18 protein-coding genes are annotated in these 15,528 nt (G+C 57.3%); 7 read left to right on the top strand and 11 right to left on the bottom strand.

Annotated features, from left to right (window positions below; all coding sequences use genetic code 11):
* Positions 1-285 precede the first annotated feature (285 nt).
* The 3 genes from FJ145_25560 (at position 286) to FJ145_25550 (ending at position 2,358) form a co-directional block, all read left to right on the top strand.
* Positions 286-573: an ABC transporter substrate-binding protein gene (locus FJ145_25560; protein ID MBM4264778.1), complete on the top strand. Its 288-nt coding sequence runs from the start codon at positions 286-288 to the stop codon at positions 571-573.
* A 23-nt stretch (positions 574-596) separates the two neighbouring features.
* The gene (locus FJ145_25555) at positions 597-1,772 is read left to right on the top strand and encodes an amidohydrolase (protein ID MBM4264777.1); all 1,176 of its coding nucleotides are present in this window, start codon (positions 597-599) and stop codon (positions 1,770-1,772) included.
* Between the two features lie 97 nt (positions 1,773-1,869).
* A complete protein-coding gene (locus FJ145_25550; protein MBM4264776.1) occupies positions 1,870-2,358 on the top strand; it encodes an NUDIX domain-containing protein in 489 nt (162 codons plus the stop codon).
* A gap of 9 nt (positions 2,359-2,367) precedes the next feature.
* Here the strand turns inward: FJ145_25550 and FJ145_25545 are convergent, their stop codons facing one another.
* Entirely contained in the window at positions 2,368-3,522 is a 1,155-nt protein-coding gene (locus tag FJ145_25545; protein ID MBM4264775.1) for a DUF2275 domain-containing protein, read from the bottom strand.
* Positions 3,519-4,154 (bottom strand): sigma-70 family RNA polymerase sigma factor, encoded by a 636-nt coding sequence (locus FJ145_25540; protein ID MBM4264774.1) that lies wholly within the window; start codon positions 4,152-4,154, stop codon positions 3,519-3,521. The genes FJ145_25545 and FJ145_25540 overlap by 4 nt, the downstream gene beginning before the upstream one ends.
* Before the next feature lie 37 nt (positions 4,155-4,191).
* Here FJ145_25540 and FJ145_25535 point away from each other — a divergent pair, with 37 nt between their 5' ends.
* Positions 4,192-5,244, top strand: a complete 1,053-nt coding sequence (locus FJ145_25535) for an ABC transporter substrate-binding protein (GenBank protein ID MBM4264773.1) — start codon at positions 4,192-4,194, stop codon at positions 5,242-5,244.
* Positions 5,245-5,358: 114 nt separating this feature from the next.
* Here the strand turns inward: FJ145_25535 and FJ145_25530 are convergent, their stop codons facing one another.
* The 4 genes from FJ145_25530 to FJ145_25515 form a co-directional block, all read right to left on the bottom strand.
* On the bottom strand, positions 5,359-6,294 hold the full coding sequence (locus FJ145_25530) for an ABC transporter substrate-binding protein (GenBank protein ID MBM4264772.1): 936 nt from the start codon (positions 6,292-6,294) through the stop codon (positions 5,359-5,361).
* Between the two features lie 174 nt (positions 6,295-6,468).
* Positions 6,469-6,819 (bottom strand): hypothetical protein, encoded by a 351-nt coding sequence (locus FJ145_25525; GenBank protein MBM4264771.1) that lies wholly within the window; start codon positions 6,817-6,819, stop codon positions 6,469-6,471.
* A 16-nt stretch (positions 6,820-6,835) separates the two neighbouring features.
* Positions 6,836-7,441, bottom strand: a complete 606-nt coding sequence (locus FJ145_25520) for a YqgE/AlgH family protein (GenBank protein MBM4264770.1) — start codon at positions 7,439-7,441, stop codon at positions 6,836-6,838.
* A gap of 3 nt (positions 7,442-7,444) precedes the next feature.
* On the bottom strand, positions 7,445-7,876 hold the full coding sequence (locus tag FJ145_25515) for a PPOX class F420-dependent oxidoreductase (protein MBM4264769.1): 432 nt from the start codon (positions 7,874-7,876) through the stop codon (positions 7,445-7,447).
* 271 nt (positions 7,877-8,147) lie between these two features.
* On the opposite strand from FJ145_25515, the gene FJ145_25510 reads away from it, so the two are divergent.
* Entirely contained in the window at positions 8,148-8,831 is a 684-nt protein-coding gene (locus FJ145_25510; protein ID MBM4264768.1) for a hypothetical protein, read from the top strand.
* A 188-nt stretch (positions 8,832-9,019) separates the two neighbouring features.
* Here the strand turns inward: FJ145_25510 and FJ145_25505 are convergent, their stop codons facing one another.
* From FJ145_25505 to FJ145_25490, 4 genes are all read right to left on the bottom strand, one after another.
* Positions 9,020-9,811, bottom strand: coding sequence for an SDR family oxidoreductase (locus tag FJ145_25505; GenBank protein ID MBM4264767.1), 792 nt, complete (start codon positions 9,809-9,811; stop codon positions 9,020-9,022).
* 291 nt (positions 9,812-10,102) lie between these two features.
* Positions 10,103-11,098, bottom strand: coding sequence for an ABC transporter substrate-binding protein (locus FJ145_25500; protein MBM4264766.1), 996 nt, complete (start codon positions 11,096-11,098; stop codon positions 10,103-10,105).
* Between the two features lie 254 nt (positions 11,099-11,352).
* On the bottom strand, positions 11,353-12,159 hold the full coding sequence (locus tag FJ145_25495; GenBank protein MBM4264765.1) for an alpha/beta hydrolase: 807 nt from the start codon (positions 12,157-12,159) through the stop codon (positions 11,353-11,355).
* Between the two features lie 11 nt (positions 12,160-12,170).
* A complete protein-coding gene (locus tag FJ145_25490) occupies positions 12,171-12,740 on the bottom strand; it encodes a hypothetical protein (GenBank protein ID MBM4264764.1) in 570 nt (189 codons plus the stop codon).
* Positions 12,741-12,810: 70 nt separating this feature from the next.
* Between FJ145_25490 and FJ145_25485 the strand changes: the two genes are divergently transcribed.
* Entirely contained in the window at positions 12,811-13,452 is a 642-nt protein-coding gene (locus FJ145_25485) for a histidine phosphatase family protein (protein MBM4264763.1), read from the top strand.
* Between the two features lie 102 nt (positions 13,453-13,554).
* Here FJ145_25485 and FJ145_25480 read toward each other — a convergent pair whose 3' ends face one another.
* Positions 13,555-15,015, bottom strand: coding sequence for a biotin carboxyl carrier protein (locus FJ145_25480; GenBank protein MBM4264762.1), 1,461 nt, complete (start codon positions 15,013-15,015; stop codon positions 13,555-13,557).
* A 121-nt stretch (positions 15,016-15,136) separates the two neighbouring features.
* Between FJ145_25480 and FJ145_25475 the strand changes: the two genes are divergently transcribed.
* Positions 15,137-15,436, top strand: coding sequence for a hypothetical protein (locus tag FJ145_25475; GenBank protein MBM4264761.1), 300 nt, complete (start codon positions 15,137-15,139; stop codon positions 15,434-15,436).
* Positions 15,437-15,528 lie beyond the last annotated feature (92 nt).

The following is a 15,528-nucleotide window of genomic DNA, read 5'->3' as shown; positions in this document are numbered from 1 at the left end:
CTAGCCCGGATTATTCATCGCTGCGGCGCGATCGAAGTGAAACTCTTCCGGAGCGAAGGCAACAGATATCCGCTTCGACGCCGCCTCGTAGGGGCGACCGGCGGTCGCCCTGCTCTGCGAATCGCAGTGGAAAGGTCGAAGAAATGCCCAATATCGGCGAATCAAACCGAACGATTTGCGCTGATGCCTGCGCTCCTCCAGAGTTCCACTTCGATCGACACAGTGTCATGGGTTTTCCCCGTCGCATGTATAATTCGGGCTAGGGCGCAGCGAACGAGGGCCCGGATGAAACGAATGATCATGCTAGTTGTCTTTGCTCTACTGGTGGCAAGTCAGTCTGGGGCGCAGAAAGCGCTGCCGACGGTGCGCATCGGCATCGAAACGCCCGCTGGGACCAATGCTCATTATCACGTGACCAAGCAGGCGGGACTCTTCAATACTTTTCCCTTCAGCATTCTATCGCGAGCGGAGATCAAGAAGCCGGAGGATTTGCGCGGCAAGAAGATCACCCTTTGCGCCTTTGGTGTTGACTTGAGGCCGTCGCCGGACTCTAATGCGTTAAGAATTTACTGACAGAGACACTAGCGAGGTTCTGGATGATCATTGACTGCGATACTCACTTGATGCCGAAGGATGCTTTCGACGCTGTCAGCGGCAGTTTCGACAAGATCAAACCAATTCTGAAATTCGACGAACGGCAACTATACACCGACGTCGATTTTCCCGGCTATCCGGCGGAAGTGCCGGGCACGAGCCCGCTGCCGGCGCCGGGTTCCGGCGCGATGTTCCAAAGCCTGTGGGATCCGATTGCGCGCATGAAGGACTACGACGGGCGCTTGGGCATCGATCAGCATATTATTTTGCCACAGTTCTCCGGCTGGTGGTCTTATTTGATTGAGCCAGAGCTAGCCTGCCGCATGGCGCGCTCGCACAACGAGTCGCTGCTGCGACTCATGAAAGCATACTCCGGCAAGATTCTCGGCTCGGCGCTGGTGCCGCTACAGGATGTGCCGGCGTCCATCCGCGAGATGGAATGGGCAAAGGGAGAAGGTTTCTGCTCGGTGGTGCTCGACAAAGTTTTCCCGGTGAAGGATCACCCGTACAGCGATCCCCTCGGCAGCCACCGCGAGCTCTGGCCATTTTTCAAACGCGCCGAAGAGTTAGCAATGCCCATTTATCTGCACAACGTGCAGCACGGCCACCGGATTAGCAATCTGTCGATTTTTCAGCGCGACGGTTTGTATATTTTTGCGCCGCAGGAAGGGCAGATGAGCCTGGTGTCGCTGATTACCAGCGGGCTGCTCGATGATTTTCCCGGGCTGCAATTTATCTTTACGGAGGCGGGCACGTCGTTTATCAAACCGCTGGTGCAATGGCTCGACAAATGCCTAGAGTCGCCGCCGGTGGACTATGCCGACCAAGAAGATCCGCTCAATAATCGTGGCATTTTGACTAAGACCGGCGAGCGGTTGCGGCGCGCCCGGGCCATCAACCCGGCGAATCTGTTTCTGGAAAAGAACAAGCGGCCGGCGAGCTACTATTTCAGGAACAACATGTCGTTTACCATCGAGACCGAAGAGCCGGAGCTGCCCGAGGCGATCGAGTTCCTTGGCGCCGAACGGTTTCTGTTCGCGACGGACTATCCGCATGACGATCCCGGTGGCAAGATGAAATTCGAAGACGTGCGCTTGCTGCGCGATCACAAGAAAATCAGCGAAGCGCACAAGGAGCTGATTCGCTCTACGAACGCGCAGCGGCTGTTTGGAATCTGAGTGAGGCAACGCTGGTTACGGATCGCCCCTCATCCTAACTTTCTCCCGCAATGGGAGAAGGGATCGGGCAACGGGCGGGGATAGTAGTTTTCAGAACATGGCCATTCCTGAGCGCTATAACACGGGCTACAACATCGGCGTCGGTGGCGCGGTAGTGAGCGGTGACAAGTTGCTGTTCATCCGCCGCGCCTCGCGCCATGGGCGCGGCAATTGGCAATTGCCCGGCGGCTTCATAGAGCCGGATGAGACTATTGAGCAAGCGATTGTGCGCGAAGTTGCGGAAGAAACCGGCGTCATCGCCGAAGTAGAAGCGGTGCTCGGCCTGCGCAGCCGCTACGACCCCGAGAGCGGCAATGGCATGTATGTGATCTTGCTCTTGCGTCCCGTTGGCGGCGAGCCTAGGCCCGACGGTCGTGAAACCGATCATGCGGAGTTTTTTACCCTCGATCAGATTAGGCAACTCAATCCGCTGCCCCCGGTCAACTGGGAGATCGCCCAACGGGTTCTCTCCGGCGATCGGCGCCTGCTGACCCCTAAGCCGCTGACCAACCTAAACGGCGCCAAATTCACTTTGTTTGTCGGTTGAAAAGAAAAATCAGCGCGCTACCTCCGCTGGCACGAAGGTAATCTTAACAGTTAACGTTGGACTCGTCGTCGGCTGTCCGTTGGCGGTTCGCACCTCGGAGAGAATCGTTCCCTGTGACGCCAGCTCTTTTTTGAGCTGCTCATACTGATCGGCCGGGATGGTGCGCAATAGCGGTTCGCTCGGCGCCGGTGCTGTCGCGGCCCGCGACGCGGCCAGGCCTCCGGTATTGGGTGCCGCTGATTCTTTGCGCATCAGATCGGCGCTGTCGGACTGCGGATGTCGCCGGATGACGATTTCAATATCGGCCGTCGGTTGGGCGGGCGCCGTGCGCGCCCGTTCCGGCATCGCTGCTCGCAAGGAGCGATCTTGCATGATCGCATCCATCGAAGGCGAAGCCGGCACGGGCCGGCCACCGGCGGGCTGGCTCACGCCGATGGCACCGCTGATCGGTCGCGAAGGCGTGGGCGGGAGCTCCGCTTCCGCCGCAGCGGATTCCACCCGATTGGCTCTCTCTTCCGCCGCGGACTGCGGCAGCGCTCTCGTTTCAGGTGCCGCCTTGCTGGCAGCCTGGGCGCCTGCCGAGCTCTTCACATTTGGCGCTGGCTTTGGCGCCGGAGCTGCTTCTTTCTTTGCTCTATCTTCTAGTGGGGTTTGCAGCGCTTTCGGTTGCCCAGGCATCTTTTCTGCGATAGCAGAATCCTCCCTTAACATCAGCCTTGGACTGCTCGGGACGTTGGCAGTAAGCCCTTGTGCGGCGTCGCCCGCTTGCTTAAGCGCTTCGGTTTCGACCTGAGCAGCGATGGGTGGGATGAGTTTTTTCTGGGGATTTTCTTTCTGCAGCAGGTAAACTGAGAGCACGCTGACGAGCAGCAGGGCAGTGGCCGGTAAGGGGAGTTTCGCGCGCAAAGGCAAAAACAGCCGTTGCCACCAGCCGGGTTGTTCGGCGCTTTCACGAATGTGGGCCATGACCCGAGTCGTGAAACCAACAGGCGGTTCGAGCGCGGGCAACGCTGCCACCAGGCGCCGGCATTCGGTTAAGTCGGCCAACTCGGCTGTGCAACGTGGGCAACTCGCTAGATGGCCATCGACGCTTTTGCTCTGGCCGGAGTCGAGGAGCCTTTCAAGGTATTCAGACAGCCGCTCTTGAACTTCTTCGCATCTCATGACGCTTTCCTGCTCGCGTAAAAATAGGGAGACAATTTAGCTTTCAACGCTTGGCGCGCACGGTGCAGGCGCGATTTGACCGTGCCGACGGGAATATTGAGTATTGCCGCTACTTCCTCATAGGGCACGTCCTGCAAGTCGCGCAAAAGAATCAACGTTGCGTCGGCGCGATCGAGCCGATTGAGCGCGTGTTGCACCTGTTCCTGGATTTCTTTTTGTTCGGCGGCTTCGGCCGGGTCACGGGGACCGTTGAGGCTGTCGTTGGGAATGTCGGTGTCTTCGAGCGGAGTGTAGCGCTGCTGCGAGAGGCTCAGGCTGCGCCGGCGCGTGCTGGCGTGGTTGAATGCGATGCGATAGAGCCAAGTGGTAAAATTCGCGTCGCCGCGAAACGAGTGGATCGCTTTATAGGCGGAGAGAAACACTTCTTGGGCTACCTCCGCGGCTTCGTCGTAGTCCCCCAGCAAGCGAAAGAGAAGGTTAAACGTCGCTTTCTGGTGGCGCCGCACCAAGATTTCAAAGCAATCGGTGTCACCTTGTTGGACGCGTTGGACGCATTCGGCGTCGCCTATCCCCTCAACGAGCATCACCTTGGATAATATTAGACTAGCGCAGCAGAATAAAGTTCCGCTCACATGGCCAAGAGCGCTCAAGACATGATACCCTTACAAAATGCGGTCTTGCGGCCAAGCCGATTTGTTCCTGCGATTGCTCGGGGCCATGGTCTTTGGCCTGGTTTTGCCGGCGTTGTCCGCCGCCGGTGCCCAAGACAAGATCCGGGTAGGTTATCTGCCACTCCTGCCATCGGCCCATGAATTCGTTGCCGCCGAAAAAGGCTGGTTTCGCGAACTCGGGCTTCCCGTGGAGGAGTTTCGTTTCCGCTCCGGACCGCCGATGACCCAGGCCTTCATTGCTGGGCGATTAGACGTTGCGTACTTCGGCGTTGGCCCGGCGTTGATGGCCGTCAGCCGTGGGGTGAAGGCGAAAATTATCGCTGGATCCACCATGAACACGGTGGCTGTCATCGCCCGCGATCCGTTTGCCGAGGGCTTTGAGCGTAGACCGAATCGGGCGGCATTTCAGGGGTATCAAAAACGGACCGGGCAGAGGGTGCGCATTGGCACGTTTGAGGCGGGTTCGACATCTTACTTGTTGGCGCTCTACTGGTTGCAGCAGCTCCAAGTGGATCCGCTCCGCGAGATGGAGCTGGTGCGAATGGGCGAGGATCAGCAACGCCGCACCGTTCAATCGAAACAGATCGACATCGCGGTGTCGGTGGAGCCAATTATCACGCTCGGTCGTAGAGCTTCGCCTGCCTATCGCGCTATTGCTTGGGGGAAAGACATTCTGCCTGGCCAGCCCGGCTCGGTATTGTTTGTGCGCCAAACGCTGCTTGATGAACGGCCCGATGTAGCCGAGAAACTAGTGCAATTGCATTTACGCGCGACCGCGCTTCTGACCGAGGAACGGGACGAGGCAGCACGATTGATTTCCAGGAAAATCGGCGCTGATGTTTTGCCGGTGAGTGTGGCCCGCGAAACCCTCGATTCGCCTGCGATTCGCTGGATAAGTAGCCCCCACGCTCTCGTTGCCGGCGCCGAAACTTATAACCGCTTTCAGGTCACCATGGGGCTTTCGCGAACTCCTTTATCCGCCGATGATCTTTTCGATTTTCGGTTCTATGACCGCGTCTTCAATCGCCAACCGCAGTCTAAGAAGTACTGATCTGCGCCATTCTTAAGCGAGATTAGGTTTTGGGCGCGATGCTCGATTGTGTGCTGTAACCGTTCTTCGCTTTCGGAAGGTCGGTGAAGGTTACGCCGCCCGATACGGCCAGCGTCACCCACCGGTGGGCGTCCACAGCGAACGGAACTGCGTCGCGACGACTTGATCGTAGGGCGCTGGCGCCGTGAGCAGGCCGATGTCTTGAGAAAACCGATTCATGTTGGCCACCGTTTCTTCGGTGATCACTGGGTCGTAGTAGGGCAGATCGCGCCGGATCAGCTCGGCGATGAGCTCGGCTTCCGAAGCTGGAAAGCGCTTCTTGCCCACCGCTGTGGCAAGGCTGAGATCCTGCTTAAGCGCTTTGTGCGCCTTCATGACGGCGCGGATCGCGGCGCGGCAGCTTTCGGGCTCTTCTTTGATGCGCTTATCCGTTGCCACCAACGCCGAGAACGTGTAGTGCCGCGCCGCCGGCGGGCCATCGCCGCGGCGCACGTCGAGCACCATGGTGCCGACGCCGCGGCGCAGTGCCACTTCGCAGCCCATACCATTGGCCCAGAAACCATCGAGCTTGCCTTCTTCGAGTGCCTTGGCCGCTGACAAACCGAAAGACACGTTAGGTCCGGCGGCGCCGGGGATCGGCATGATCTGCACGTTGTTTTTTTCCGGATCGATGCCCGCTTCGACGAGCATTTTGCCGAGGCTCAGATTAACGCCGGGTGCGGCACCGATGCGTAGGCCTTTGACGATGTTTAAATCGCCGTGCTGCGGTTTCAAATCGCTGCGAATCACCAGAAACCAGTAGGTGTGCTTGCCGATGGTGCACAGGAGCTTCGCGCCTTCCCAGTTAGGAAACGCCAGCAACGTCGCATGGGCCGAGCCGACGACAAAGTCTAGCTGCCCGTCGCGCAGCGCTTCGAAAGTCTTGGGAACCGGAAAGAGTAGATCCACGGAAGCGTCGAAGCCTTCTTCTTTAAAGAAGCCAAGCTCAACGGCCGCGATGATCGGGAAATACGAGTTAGAAACTAGATCGGGTACCGCGATGCGTAACATCTTTACTCCTTGTTAGTTCAGCGCGTTCAATTGATCGTTCACGCCGACAAACCACTACCAATGTTTGACCAGAGAGATTAAGCGGTCGGCGCCCTCGATACAGCCCAAGGGCTGACTCGGGGATTCGGAAGTGAGGGCCGTAGCCCCGAGTAGCGCAAAGCGCGTATCGAGGGGTCAATCGGCCAGCGGCACCGTCATGAAAACATGCGGCTCATTGCCCAGCACCCGCGAAGTGTGGCCTTCGCCGGTGGTGTCGTCGGCAAGCATCACATCGCCAGTCTTGAAGACGCGCTTCGCTCCGTTGCTCGCTTCGATTTCCCACGAGCCGGAGAGAGTCACAAGAAACTGCCGGCGCGGCGCCGGATGGCGCTCTAAGAATAACCCCGCTGGCGCGCTGCGAAATACCGTGCTGCTAGCCTTGCGCGCGTCGGTGGTTTTCATCGGCGCGTCGCCGCCGGATTTCATTTCAATTTCTTCGAAGTGCGATTTCTGGTCGCTGCCGGTATACAGCCTGACGATTTTCATGATGCCTCCAATTCGGTTACAGCGGCACCTGACGCCGCTCCATCGCTTGGCGCCATTTTTTATCTGCGTCTTCGCCAAAGATCAATGACTTGTCGCTCGGAATCGTGTGCCACGAGCCGGCGATAATCTCGCCTTCAAGCTGGCCGGGAGCCCAGCCGGCGTAACCCAGCATGACCAGATATTGCCGCGGTCCTTTGCCTTCGCCGATCAGCTCAATGAGCTTTGCCTCGACCGTCACGGCAATGCCATCCTTGAGTTTCTTTGTGCTGTCGATCACAACATCATCGCTGTGCAAGACGATTCCTGCGCGCGGGCTCACCGGCCCGCCGTAGTGGAGCACGATGTTGCCGCTAACCTTGTCGTTGTTGATGCCGAACCCCTTGAGAAGGTCTTCAATGGAGCCCTGGAGCGCGGGTTGGTTGATGATCAGTCCCAAAGCTCCTTTGCTGTCGTGTTCAACCATGTAGATGACCGATTCGGCGAAGCGTGGGTCTTGCATCTCGGTGCTGGCGATCAGCAAGCGGCCGGCCAGAAATTTGTCGGCATCGGCGGCCCAGACAACGCCGAACGCAAGGATCTCAATGAAGGCGAATAGAAAATACTGAATCGCAACTCGGCGCATCGATCAGCCGCGCACCGTGGGGCCGGCGCTTTCGATGTGGATGCGGATAATCACGCGCTTCTCACGCGCCATCCGCTCGTGAAAATCCAGCCAGCTCTTGTGCTCGCCATAGGCTTGGCGCTGCAGGTAGACCAGGGTGTCCAGCGCAGTGGGCAACGAAATAATCTCCGCGCTGCCGCTGATTTGCACCCAACCTGCGCCATGAAAGTTGGGCGTAAAGACACAGAGGGCCGCGCGCGGATCGCGCCGCAGATTGTTTACTTTGTACGCGGTTTCGCGGCTGCTGATGACCGCGCGCCCGTCGGCGCTCAAGCCGCAGGTCACCGGCGACATTTGCAGGCCGCCATTTTTGCGGCGCGTGGCGAGGACGCCGCAATGAAATGTTTCGAGAAATTGTTTGGCGTGGGAGAGGTCGACTGGTTTAAATTCGGCCATAGGGTCAGGACACCTTTGAATAGATTTTTATCCACACTAAATGAGCGTGGGCGGAGATTGCAAACGCAAGAGCGGACGTTGCGAGAGTGCAGGTTAAACGTTAACGCTGTCGGTCGAATGGGATTTGAGTCTGACCGAAACATCGGGCGCCGATTGGGAACCCGAAACTCGAAACTTGAAACGCGAAGCAGCGCACGCTTCGCAGCGTGCGCTGCTTGCGCCCCGCGGTAGCTTCCCCTATAACTCTATATCAGAGGATAACGCCGTGAGCATGACGATCCCTCAAATGACCTGCCCCGACATACTTCCAGTATTTCCCCTGACGGGCGTAATTATGTTGCCTGGCACGGTTTTGCCGCTCCATATCTTTGAACCGCGCTATCGCGCGATGGTGGAAGATGCTCTCGCCGGCGATCGCATCTTTGGCATGATCCAACCGTTTGCGCCGCAAGATGACAATCGCGGCCCGCAGCCTGGCGCTTCCAGCGAAGCACCGGATTTGTACAAAGTCGGCTGCGCCGGCTATATCGAAAAATTCGAAAAATTTCCTGACGGCCGTTTGTTTGTGCAACTCAAAGGCGTGAATCGCTTTCGCTTTGAGCAAGAGTTGAAGCTGCATCGCGGCTATCGCCGCGTCAAGGCTTTGTATCAGGAGTATCCCGACGCGAACCTAGCAGAGGGTTGGGTGTGCCAGCGGCCTGCGGTGTTGGCCGCGCTCGAACACTTTGGCAAAGCCCATGGCATGCAAGTGAAGCCGGATCAAGCGGACAAGTTTTCAGATCTAGAGCTGATCAATCTGCTGAGCGTGTCGCTGCCATTTCACCCAGCCGAGAAACAAGCGCTGCTAGAAGCGCCTAAGCTCACCGATCGCGAGCATATGCTGGTCGACCTGCTGAATCTCAATGCCGGGCCGAGCGGTAACGACCCCGATAGCACGCCGCACACGCTGAACTAAGATCCTGCTGAAAAACCTAAGAATGCTTCGACGGGCTCAGCATCAACGGACGTTTTCATGAACGATTTCAACTCCGATTTCGTTCGTCCTGAGCTTGTCGAAGGACTTCGGAGGGATTTTCAGCAGAATCACTAACGGACGAGATCGATCCCTCATTGTAGGGGCGACCGGCTGGTCGCCTGCCTACTCTAACGAGCCGCCATCCTTCCACCCTCAACCGGCAAATCCGCGCCGGTGATATAGTCAGCCCACGACGAAGCGAGAAATAGCACCGGACCGACGTAGTCCAGCGCGTCGCCATTGCGACCAAGGGGCGGTGTGGTGAGGTTAACGCCGGCGGGCACGGTGGATTTGTTGTCGTCGGCCCTGCCGGCGTATTGGTTCACGCTGGTTAAGCGATTGGGGGTGAAACCCGGGCTGACCGAATTGACGTTGATGTGGTACTTGCCCAACTCCACGGCCATCTGCCGCGTCAAGTTCACCACGCCGCCCTTGGCGGCGCTGTAGGCCGAGCCGCCCGGTAGGCCGCGATGGCCGGCAATCGATGCAATGTTGACGATCCTACCCCTACCGGCTTTTTTCATCACCGGCACGACGTGTTTCGAGCACATGTAAATGCCTTTTAGCCCAATGCCCAAAACGAAATCCCACTCGTTGGATTCGATTTCAGTGATCTCTTTGCCGGGATAAATCTGCACGGCTGCAGCATTGACGAGAATGTCGATGGTGCCGAAGTGGCTGGCGATGTCGCTGACCATCTTTGCGACGTGATCTTCCTTAGTGACATCGGCGCCCAGGCCGATGGCGGCGCCGTTGTTTGATTTTAGCTCGGCTGCGACTTTCTCCGCCTTCTCCTTTACGAAATCGCCGATGGCGATGCGCGCGCCGTGGTCGGCGAATCCTTGCGCAAAAGCGGAGCCGAGAAAACCGCCACCGCCGGTGATGAGGACGACTTTGTTTGCAAGGCCGAGATCGCGCATGGTTTACTCCTTGGTTGCTGAAAGAATTATGAAAGCGGAAAACGGAAAGCGGAAACTCCGGAGATTTGCGCTCCCGCCTGCCGACGATAATCTTATTCCGCTATGTCTTCGACCTCGAAGCCGTAATGGTCCATGCCCGATTGCTGGCCCGCATAGCGCGGCAGAATGGCCAAGCCAATAACGCCATCGCTGATATGGCCGCGGTTGGCGTTTGTCGTCTAGGGTCTAACGTCTGGCGTTTTCGGACTTCCGGCAACGCTAAACCCCAAACCCCAAAGGCTAGACGCTCTTCTAACGATACAGCCTCGCATACAATCCGCTGTCTTCCAGCTCTTTGACGAAACGGGTGTCGATGAAGTCGTCGGGTTTGGCGTTGGCGGCTTCGGCCGATGACTTGGCCAGAAAATCGATCAGCGTTTGAATGCCTGGTCTGCTTGGGTAAGGAATTTTCGGCGTCGCTTTGAGCACGACCTCCGTATAGGCCTCACGGATCGCTTTTTCGTCGCCTTGCAAATATTTGCGCATGATTCTCTGCGTGCCTTCGGAATTTGTGTGAATGTAGTGATTGCCTTCCGAGTACGCGGTAGCGAAGCGGCGCAGCATGTCGGGCCGTTTGCTGATCAAATTGCGTGTCGTATAGACGCCGTTCTGCTGATAGTGAATTTCGATCTCCGCGAAGTTGCTAAGAATTTTGTAGCCTAACTCTTTTGCCTTGACTGTCTCCGGTGGAATCAGCAGCGCGCCTTGCACTGAGCCATTCACCAAGGCGGCGAAGCGCGCCGGCACCGGGCCCACCTGGACGATGTTTAGCTCCTTGTCCGGCTGAATGCCGAGCTTGGGCAGGACAAACATCGTCGCCGTGTGGTCCGCAGAACCGATGCGTGAGACGGCGAAGCGTTTGCCCTTCAAGTCCGAAAGCTGCTTGATGCTCTGGTGCGCGATCAATTGATAAGGGAATCGATCGGCGCCGCCGAGGATGATGTAAGTGCCGGAGCCCTTCATGTTGCTCGTAATCGAGCCGGTCACGCCGCCCTGGCTGATGGCCACTTCGCCGGACATCAACGCTGCCGCGCCGATGGGAGCACCGCTGATGTAGACCAGCTCGACGTCGAGTCCTTGTTTCTTGAAGAAGCCGGCGTCTAGCGGCACCCAGACATTGACTTGGCTTGTGCTGATGGAAGAGATCGCCACGCGAACTTTTTCGCTTTGGCTGTTTGCCTGCGGCGCCGGCAGCAGCAGGAAGAGTAGGAAACCCAACCAGAACCGCGGAAAGGTAACTTGTCGCATGGAGCCCTCCGATTCAATCTGTTCTCGCTTCGAGGCGTTCCTTTCCGTTACAACTATGGGGACAGTCTGTCAATGAGAATCTATGTAAGCGCCGTGCGCACTGTGGGTTGCCGTTGGTTTGTCGAACGGTGCGCATGGCGCACCCTACACGGAATGTCGCGAGTGAGGTCAGTCAATCGGTGTAGGATGGGTTGAGCCATATTGATACCCATCATGATGCCTCGGTGGGTATCGGCGCTGCGCTTTAACCCATCCTACGAACTTAGGAATCGTCGAATGATCCGGTGGGCCTCGTCCGGATTGGTCATGAAATAATTGTGCGCCTCGTTGGGAATGACCGCGTATTGGGCGTCGGGGATCGCCTTGGTCATGATCTCCGATTGCACGCGTTGCGAATTGCCCGACGCGGAACTGTGATCGAGATCACCAACGAGGACCAGCGTTGGATGTTTGATTTCATGCAGCCGCGCGCTGATATCGCAGTCTTGGCGGGCGATGACGTGGCGTAAATAGTCCTCCAACGATGGCAGGTTGTTCATGCGCACGTTGAGAAAACGCTCAACGCGCTCGGGATTTTGCTTGATGTATTCCGGCGGCCAGCCGACTTCGAGGGTGTGCTCGCGGACATATTTTTCGTAGCCCCATTGGACCATCTCTTTGCACATTTTGATTGGCAGTCCTGGGGCGCTGTAATTGCCGGCGCCCACCGAGGCGGCGATGATTTTTTTGACGCGCTGGGGATATTTGAGTGCCATCAGCAGCGCGAGGCGCCCGCCGAATGAGTGGCCGAGCACGATCGCTGGTCCAGCATTGAGTTCATCCAAGATGGCGATGGCATCGTCGACTAAATCGTCAGAGGAAAACTGCATAGTGGGCCGGCTTGATTTCCCGGTGCCGCGGTAGTCGTGGGTGATGACCAGATGGTCGCGGGAAAACTCCGGGACTTGGAAATGATTCCAGATATCGCCGGCGCAGGCGGTTTCGCAGAAAAACAGAAAAGGCGTGCCTTGGCCGTGGCTTTCGAAGTAAATTTCGACGTTCTTATTGCGTGCGATTGGCATGTTGTTTTCTTTCAAGAATTCGCGCGCAGGCCACGCAGGACTTTCTCGGCGGTGATTGGCAGCTCGCGGACGCGCACGCCGACAGCGTCATAGACGACATTCGCTATCGCGGCGGCGACGAAAACGAGCGGCGGCTCGCCCAGCGCCTTGGCGCCGTAGGGACCGCAGGGGTCGGGCTCGATGCCCTGGAGCTCGCCGCCGACGATCTGGCCGCGCGCCGCTTCGGGATGCACGATGCGCCCGGAATCGTGCGCCGCGACGTAGCGCAGCACTCGCACCGCGCCGGAGTCGGGATCGACCTCGACTTCGGCAAAATGGGCAGCGAAGGAATTAATAATATGCGTCCTGGATCGCTGGTCGCCGACGCGGTCGCCGGAGAATTCCGCAGCGCCAGTCACTTTGGCATGGGCGTCAACGCGAATGACGGAGTGGCCGACGACTCTTAATCCCTCTGTTTTTTGTTTCGGTGATTTCGACATAATCCCTATCACGACACAAGCTCCGAGGAGTAAAAGAAGCCTGTGGCCAATTGGGGGAAACCTTCTTGTCCGCCTATTTTCTACGATCGCGTAAGGATGCATGGATTGTCAAACGTATCAGATGTTGGATAGTTTGACCTTACGACTACCTTCAGCTAGGAACTGGTCCTTGATGGAACGCACAAAAATAATCATTGTCCGTCACGGTCAGACCGAGTGGAATATCCGCGGCATTCGCCAGGGGCACCTGGATAGTCCGCTGACTGAAAAAGGATTGGCGCAGGCGAAGGCGTTGGGGCAGCGGCTTGGGCTAGAGAAGTTCACATCCCTCTATAGCAGTGATCTCGGGCGGGCGATGCAGACCGCGCAGGAAGTCGCGAATGTCACCGGCCATGAGATCATCAAGGACGCGCGCTTACGCGAGCGTCATTTGGGAATTTTTCAGGGACTCAACGCAGATGAGATTACCGCTAAGTATCCCGAAGAACGGCGGCTGATGCGCACGAGCGGCCCAGGTTACGTCATCCCAGGCGGCGAGAGCATGGTGCAACAGGTCGAGCGCAACGTGACTTTTCTCAACAACCTAGCGGAAAGACACAATGGCGAAACCATCGTCGTGGTTACTCACGGCGGCGTGGTGAGCGGTTTTTTTCGCCATACGCTGGAAATCTCGCTCGAAGCGCCGCGCCGCTTTGAGTTTGTCAACGCCGGCCTCAACGTCTTCGCTCGCGAAGGGGGCAACTGGATGCTGCTGACGTGGGGCGACGTCAGCCATTTGGCCCCGGGGGCGGCGAGTGAGGGGGATGATCCGTAATATTCGTCTTGCGTTTGGGGTCTAGCGTTTGGCGTTTCACGTTCGCGTCGACCCTTGGACCAAAACGTTAGACTCTAGACGTCAGACGCTAAACGCGGAATCCTACGCGCCTGAGCGCTTTTCCATTCTGATCGAAAACTCCGGTCGCTTTACGTAGACCTGATTCGATTTGCGCTTCGAGAGCTGCTCGATGATTTTTACTAGCGGCTGGGTCGCGTCGAGGTAGTCGCTTGGCTTGCCGTTGTTGGTGAGCGCCTTGACGTAATCTTCGCCGGCGAAGTAGTGCAAGATAAGATCTTCATCAGATAGGTTCACACCGAATTTCTGCCGCACCTCTTTCAGCGTCGGCTCTTCCGGCTGCCAATTCTCCCAATCTTTGGCGCGCGGGCGATTCAAGATCTTATCGCGCACGTTGGGATCCATGACTTCGATGGCCTCTTTGCCCCAGATGCCGAGCGCGTACTGAATGTTTTGATCCGGCACTTCTTTGTAGCGCTCGCCGACGATGACGTTGATTGCCGCTTGGGTGCCGACGAACTGAGACAACGGTGTCACCATGATCGGGTAGCCGAAGTCTTTCCGCACATGGCCGGCTTCTTCCAGCGCCGCCGCCATCAGGTGTTCTTTGCCAACGATTTTTAGTTGATGGCGCATGTTGGAGATCATGCCGCCGGGCACCTGATGCTGATACATGCCTTCGTCGTATTCGGCCGGCTTGCCGATGGGCAGGCCGTCTTGTTTCGCCACCGCGGTGAAATGTTTCACCACCGGTTCTAATGGTTTTAGATCAACCTGCGGATCGTAACCCAATGCTTTCAGGTTGCTGACAATGTTGAAGACCGAGGGCTGTGACGAGCCGTTGGCCAGCGGCGGAATCGCCGTGTGCAAAATGCGCATGCCAAGCTTGACGCCTTCGAGATAATTTAAGGGTGCCTGGCCGCTGTTGCAGTGGGCGTGAAATTCCACCGGGATGGCGCCGGCGGCTTTCAAGACCACAGGAATCAGCGTGCGCGCCCGATCGGGGGTAAGGAGTCCGCCGACGTCTTTGAAGCAGATACGCCACGGGTTGGTCGCGGCGGCCTCTTGGGCTTTGCGGGCATAGTATTCATCGGTATGGCGCGGTGAGACTGAATAGATCAAGTTCGCCACCGTATCCATGCCGATCTCCTTCAGCTCGGCGATCTCTTTGCCAAAGTCATCGTAGTCGTTCCAGCAATTCGATGTGCGCGTTAAGGTCAAGCCATAGGAGATCAGTCGCTCGATCAGCAGTTTGAGCAATACGTGGGGCGTTTTCTCGAACGCGCTGTGCATGCCGCCGTGGTAGCGCAGGCGGGTTTTCTTGATGCGCTGGGTGCCCTCCTTGACCCAATACCAGGGATTTTCTTTGTGCTCGCGCACGTATTTCTTAAAGACCACGCTAAGAAAAAATTCCATCGACTCAAAGCCGGCTTGATCCATGTGCGGCAGCGCCGGCAGCATGGAACCGATCTTCATGTTCAGCGCCCACAGGCTCTGGTTGCCGTCGCGCACGGTGGTGTCGATGAATCTGACTTTGTTATCCATTAATCCTCCAGGCGAAGCCGTTCAAGGTTCAAAGTTCAAAAGTTCAAGGTCGCTCGGTTCGTATGCTAGATTTACTTATGTGTATAAATTTGGCGCTGAGAGATCAAACGATGAGGTCGTTATGAAGAGTTATCGCAAGGAACTTTGGTTCAATACGCCGACGCGGCTGGCGTTCGTTAATATCACGCCGCAGGTCACTGATTGCCTGAGCGAGAGTGGCGTGAAGGAGGGAATGGCGTTGGTTAACGCCATGCACATCACGGCGTCGGTGTTCATCAACGACGATGAAGCGGGATTGCACCATGATTACGGCGTCTGGTTGGAGCAGCTCGCGCCCCATGAGCCAATCAAGCAGTATCGCCACAATGACACCGGAGAGGATAACGGAGCCGTTGTCAATAGGTGTGTAAAAAGATACTAGGCGGCGACCCTCATCTCTTTGCCATTGTCATACTTCGTCCCGCGCGCTACTTTTCCGACAAGCTGTGGTGCGTTCAGTTTGCGGAAGCTCTT

Source organism: Deltaproteobacteria bacterium (genome assembly GCA_016874755.1).
Classification (GTDB): domain Bacteria; phylum Desulfobacterota; class Binatia; order UBA9968; family UBA9968; genus DP-20.
This window is presented reverse-complemented; position numbering and strand designations above follow the sequence as displayed.

Bases quoted from the DNA above. Each gene is read 5' to 3' on its own strand.
- FJ145_25560 (MBM4264778.1), top strand. From the start codon at position 286: ATGAAACGAATGATCATGCTAGTTGTCTTTGCTCTACTGGTGGCAAGT.
- FJ145_25555 (MBM4264777.1), top strand. From the start codon at position 597: ATGATCATTGACTGCGATACTCACTTGATGCCGAAGGATGCTTTCGAC.
- FJ145_25550 (MBM4264776.1), top strand. From the start codon at position 1,870: ATGGCCATTCCTGAGCGCTATAACACGGGCTACAACATCGGCGTCGGT.
- FJ145_25545 (MBM4264775.1), bottom strand. From the start codon at position 3,522: ATGAGATGCGAAGAAGTTCAAGAGCGGCTGTCTGAATACCTTGAAAGG.
- FJ145_25535 (MBM4264773.1), top strand. From the start codon at position 4,192: ATGCGGTCTTGCGGCCAAGCCGATTTGTTCCTGCGATTGCTCGGGGCC.
- FJ145_25530 (MBM4264772.1), bottom strand. From the start codon at position 6,294: ATGTTACGCATCGCGGTACCCGATCTAGTTTCTAACTCGTATTTCCCG.
- FJ145_25525 (MBM4264771.1), bottom strand. From the start codon at position 6,819: ATGAAAATCGTCAGGCTGTATACCGGCAGCGACCAGAAATCGCACTTC.
- FJ145_25520 (MBM4264770.1), bottom strand. From the start codon at position 7,441: ATGCGCCGAGTTGCGATTCAGTATTTTCTATTCGCCTTCATTGAGATC.
- FJ145_25515 (MBM4264769.1), bottom strand. From the start codon at position 7,876: ATGGCCGAATTTAAACCAGTCGACCTCTCCCACGCCAAACAATTTCTC.
- FJ145_25510 (MBM4264768.1), top strand. From the start codon at position 8,148: ATGACGATCCCTCAAATGACCTGCCCCGACATACTTCCAGTATTTCCC.
- FJ145_25505 (MBM4264767.1), bottom strand. From the start codon at position 9,811: ATGCGCGATCTCGGCCTTGCAAACAAAGTCGTCCTCATCACCGGCGGT.
- FJ145_25500 (MBM4264766.1), bottom strand. From the start codon at position 11,098: ATGCGACAAGTTACCTTTCCGCGGTTCTGGTTGGGTTTCCTACTCTTC.
- FJ145_25495 (MBM4264765.1), bottom strand. From the start codon at position 12,159: ATGCCAATCGCACGCAATAAGAACGTCGAAATTTACTTCGAAAGCCAC.
- FJ145_25490 (MBM4264764.1), bottom strand. From the start codon at position 12,740: ATGCATCCTTACGCGATCGTAGAAAATAGGCGGACAAGAAGGTTTCCC.
- FJ145_25485 (MBM4264763.1), top strand. From the start codon at position 12,811: ATGGAACGCACAAAAATAATCATTGTCCGTCACGGTCAGACCGAGTGG.
- FJ145_25480 (MBM4264762.1), bottom strand. From the start codon at position 15,015: ATGGATAACAAAGTCAGATTCATCGACACCACCGTGCGCGACGGCAAC.
- FJ145_25475 (MBM4264761.1), top strand. From the start codon at position 15,137: ATGAAGAGTTATCGCAAGGAACTTTGGTTCAATACGCCGACGCGGCTG.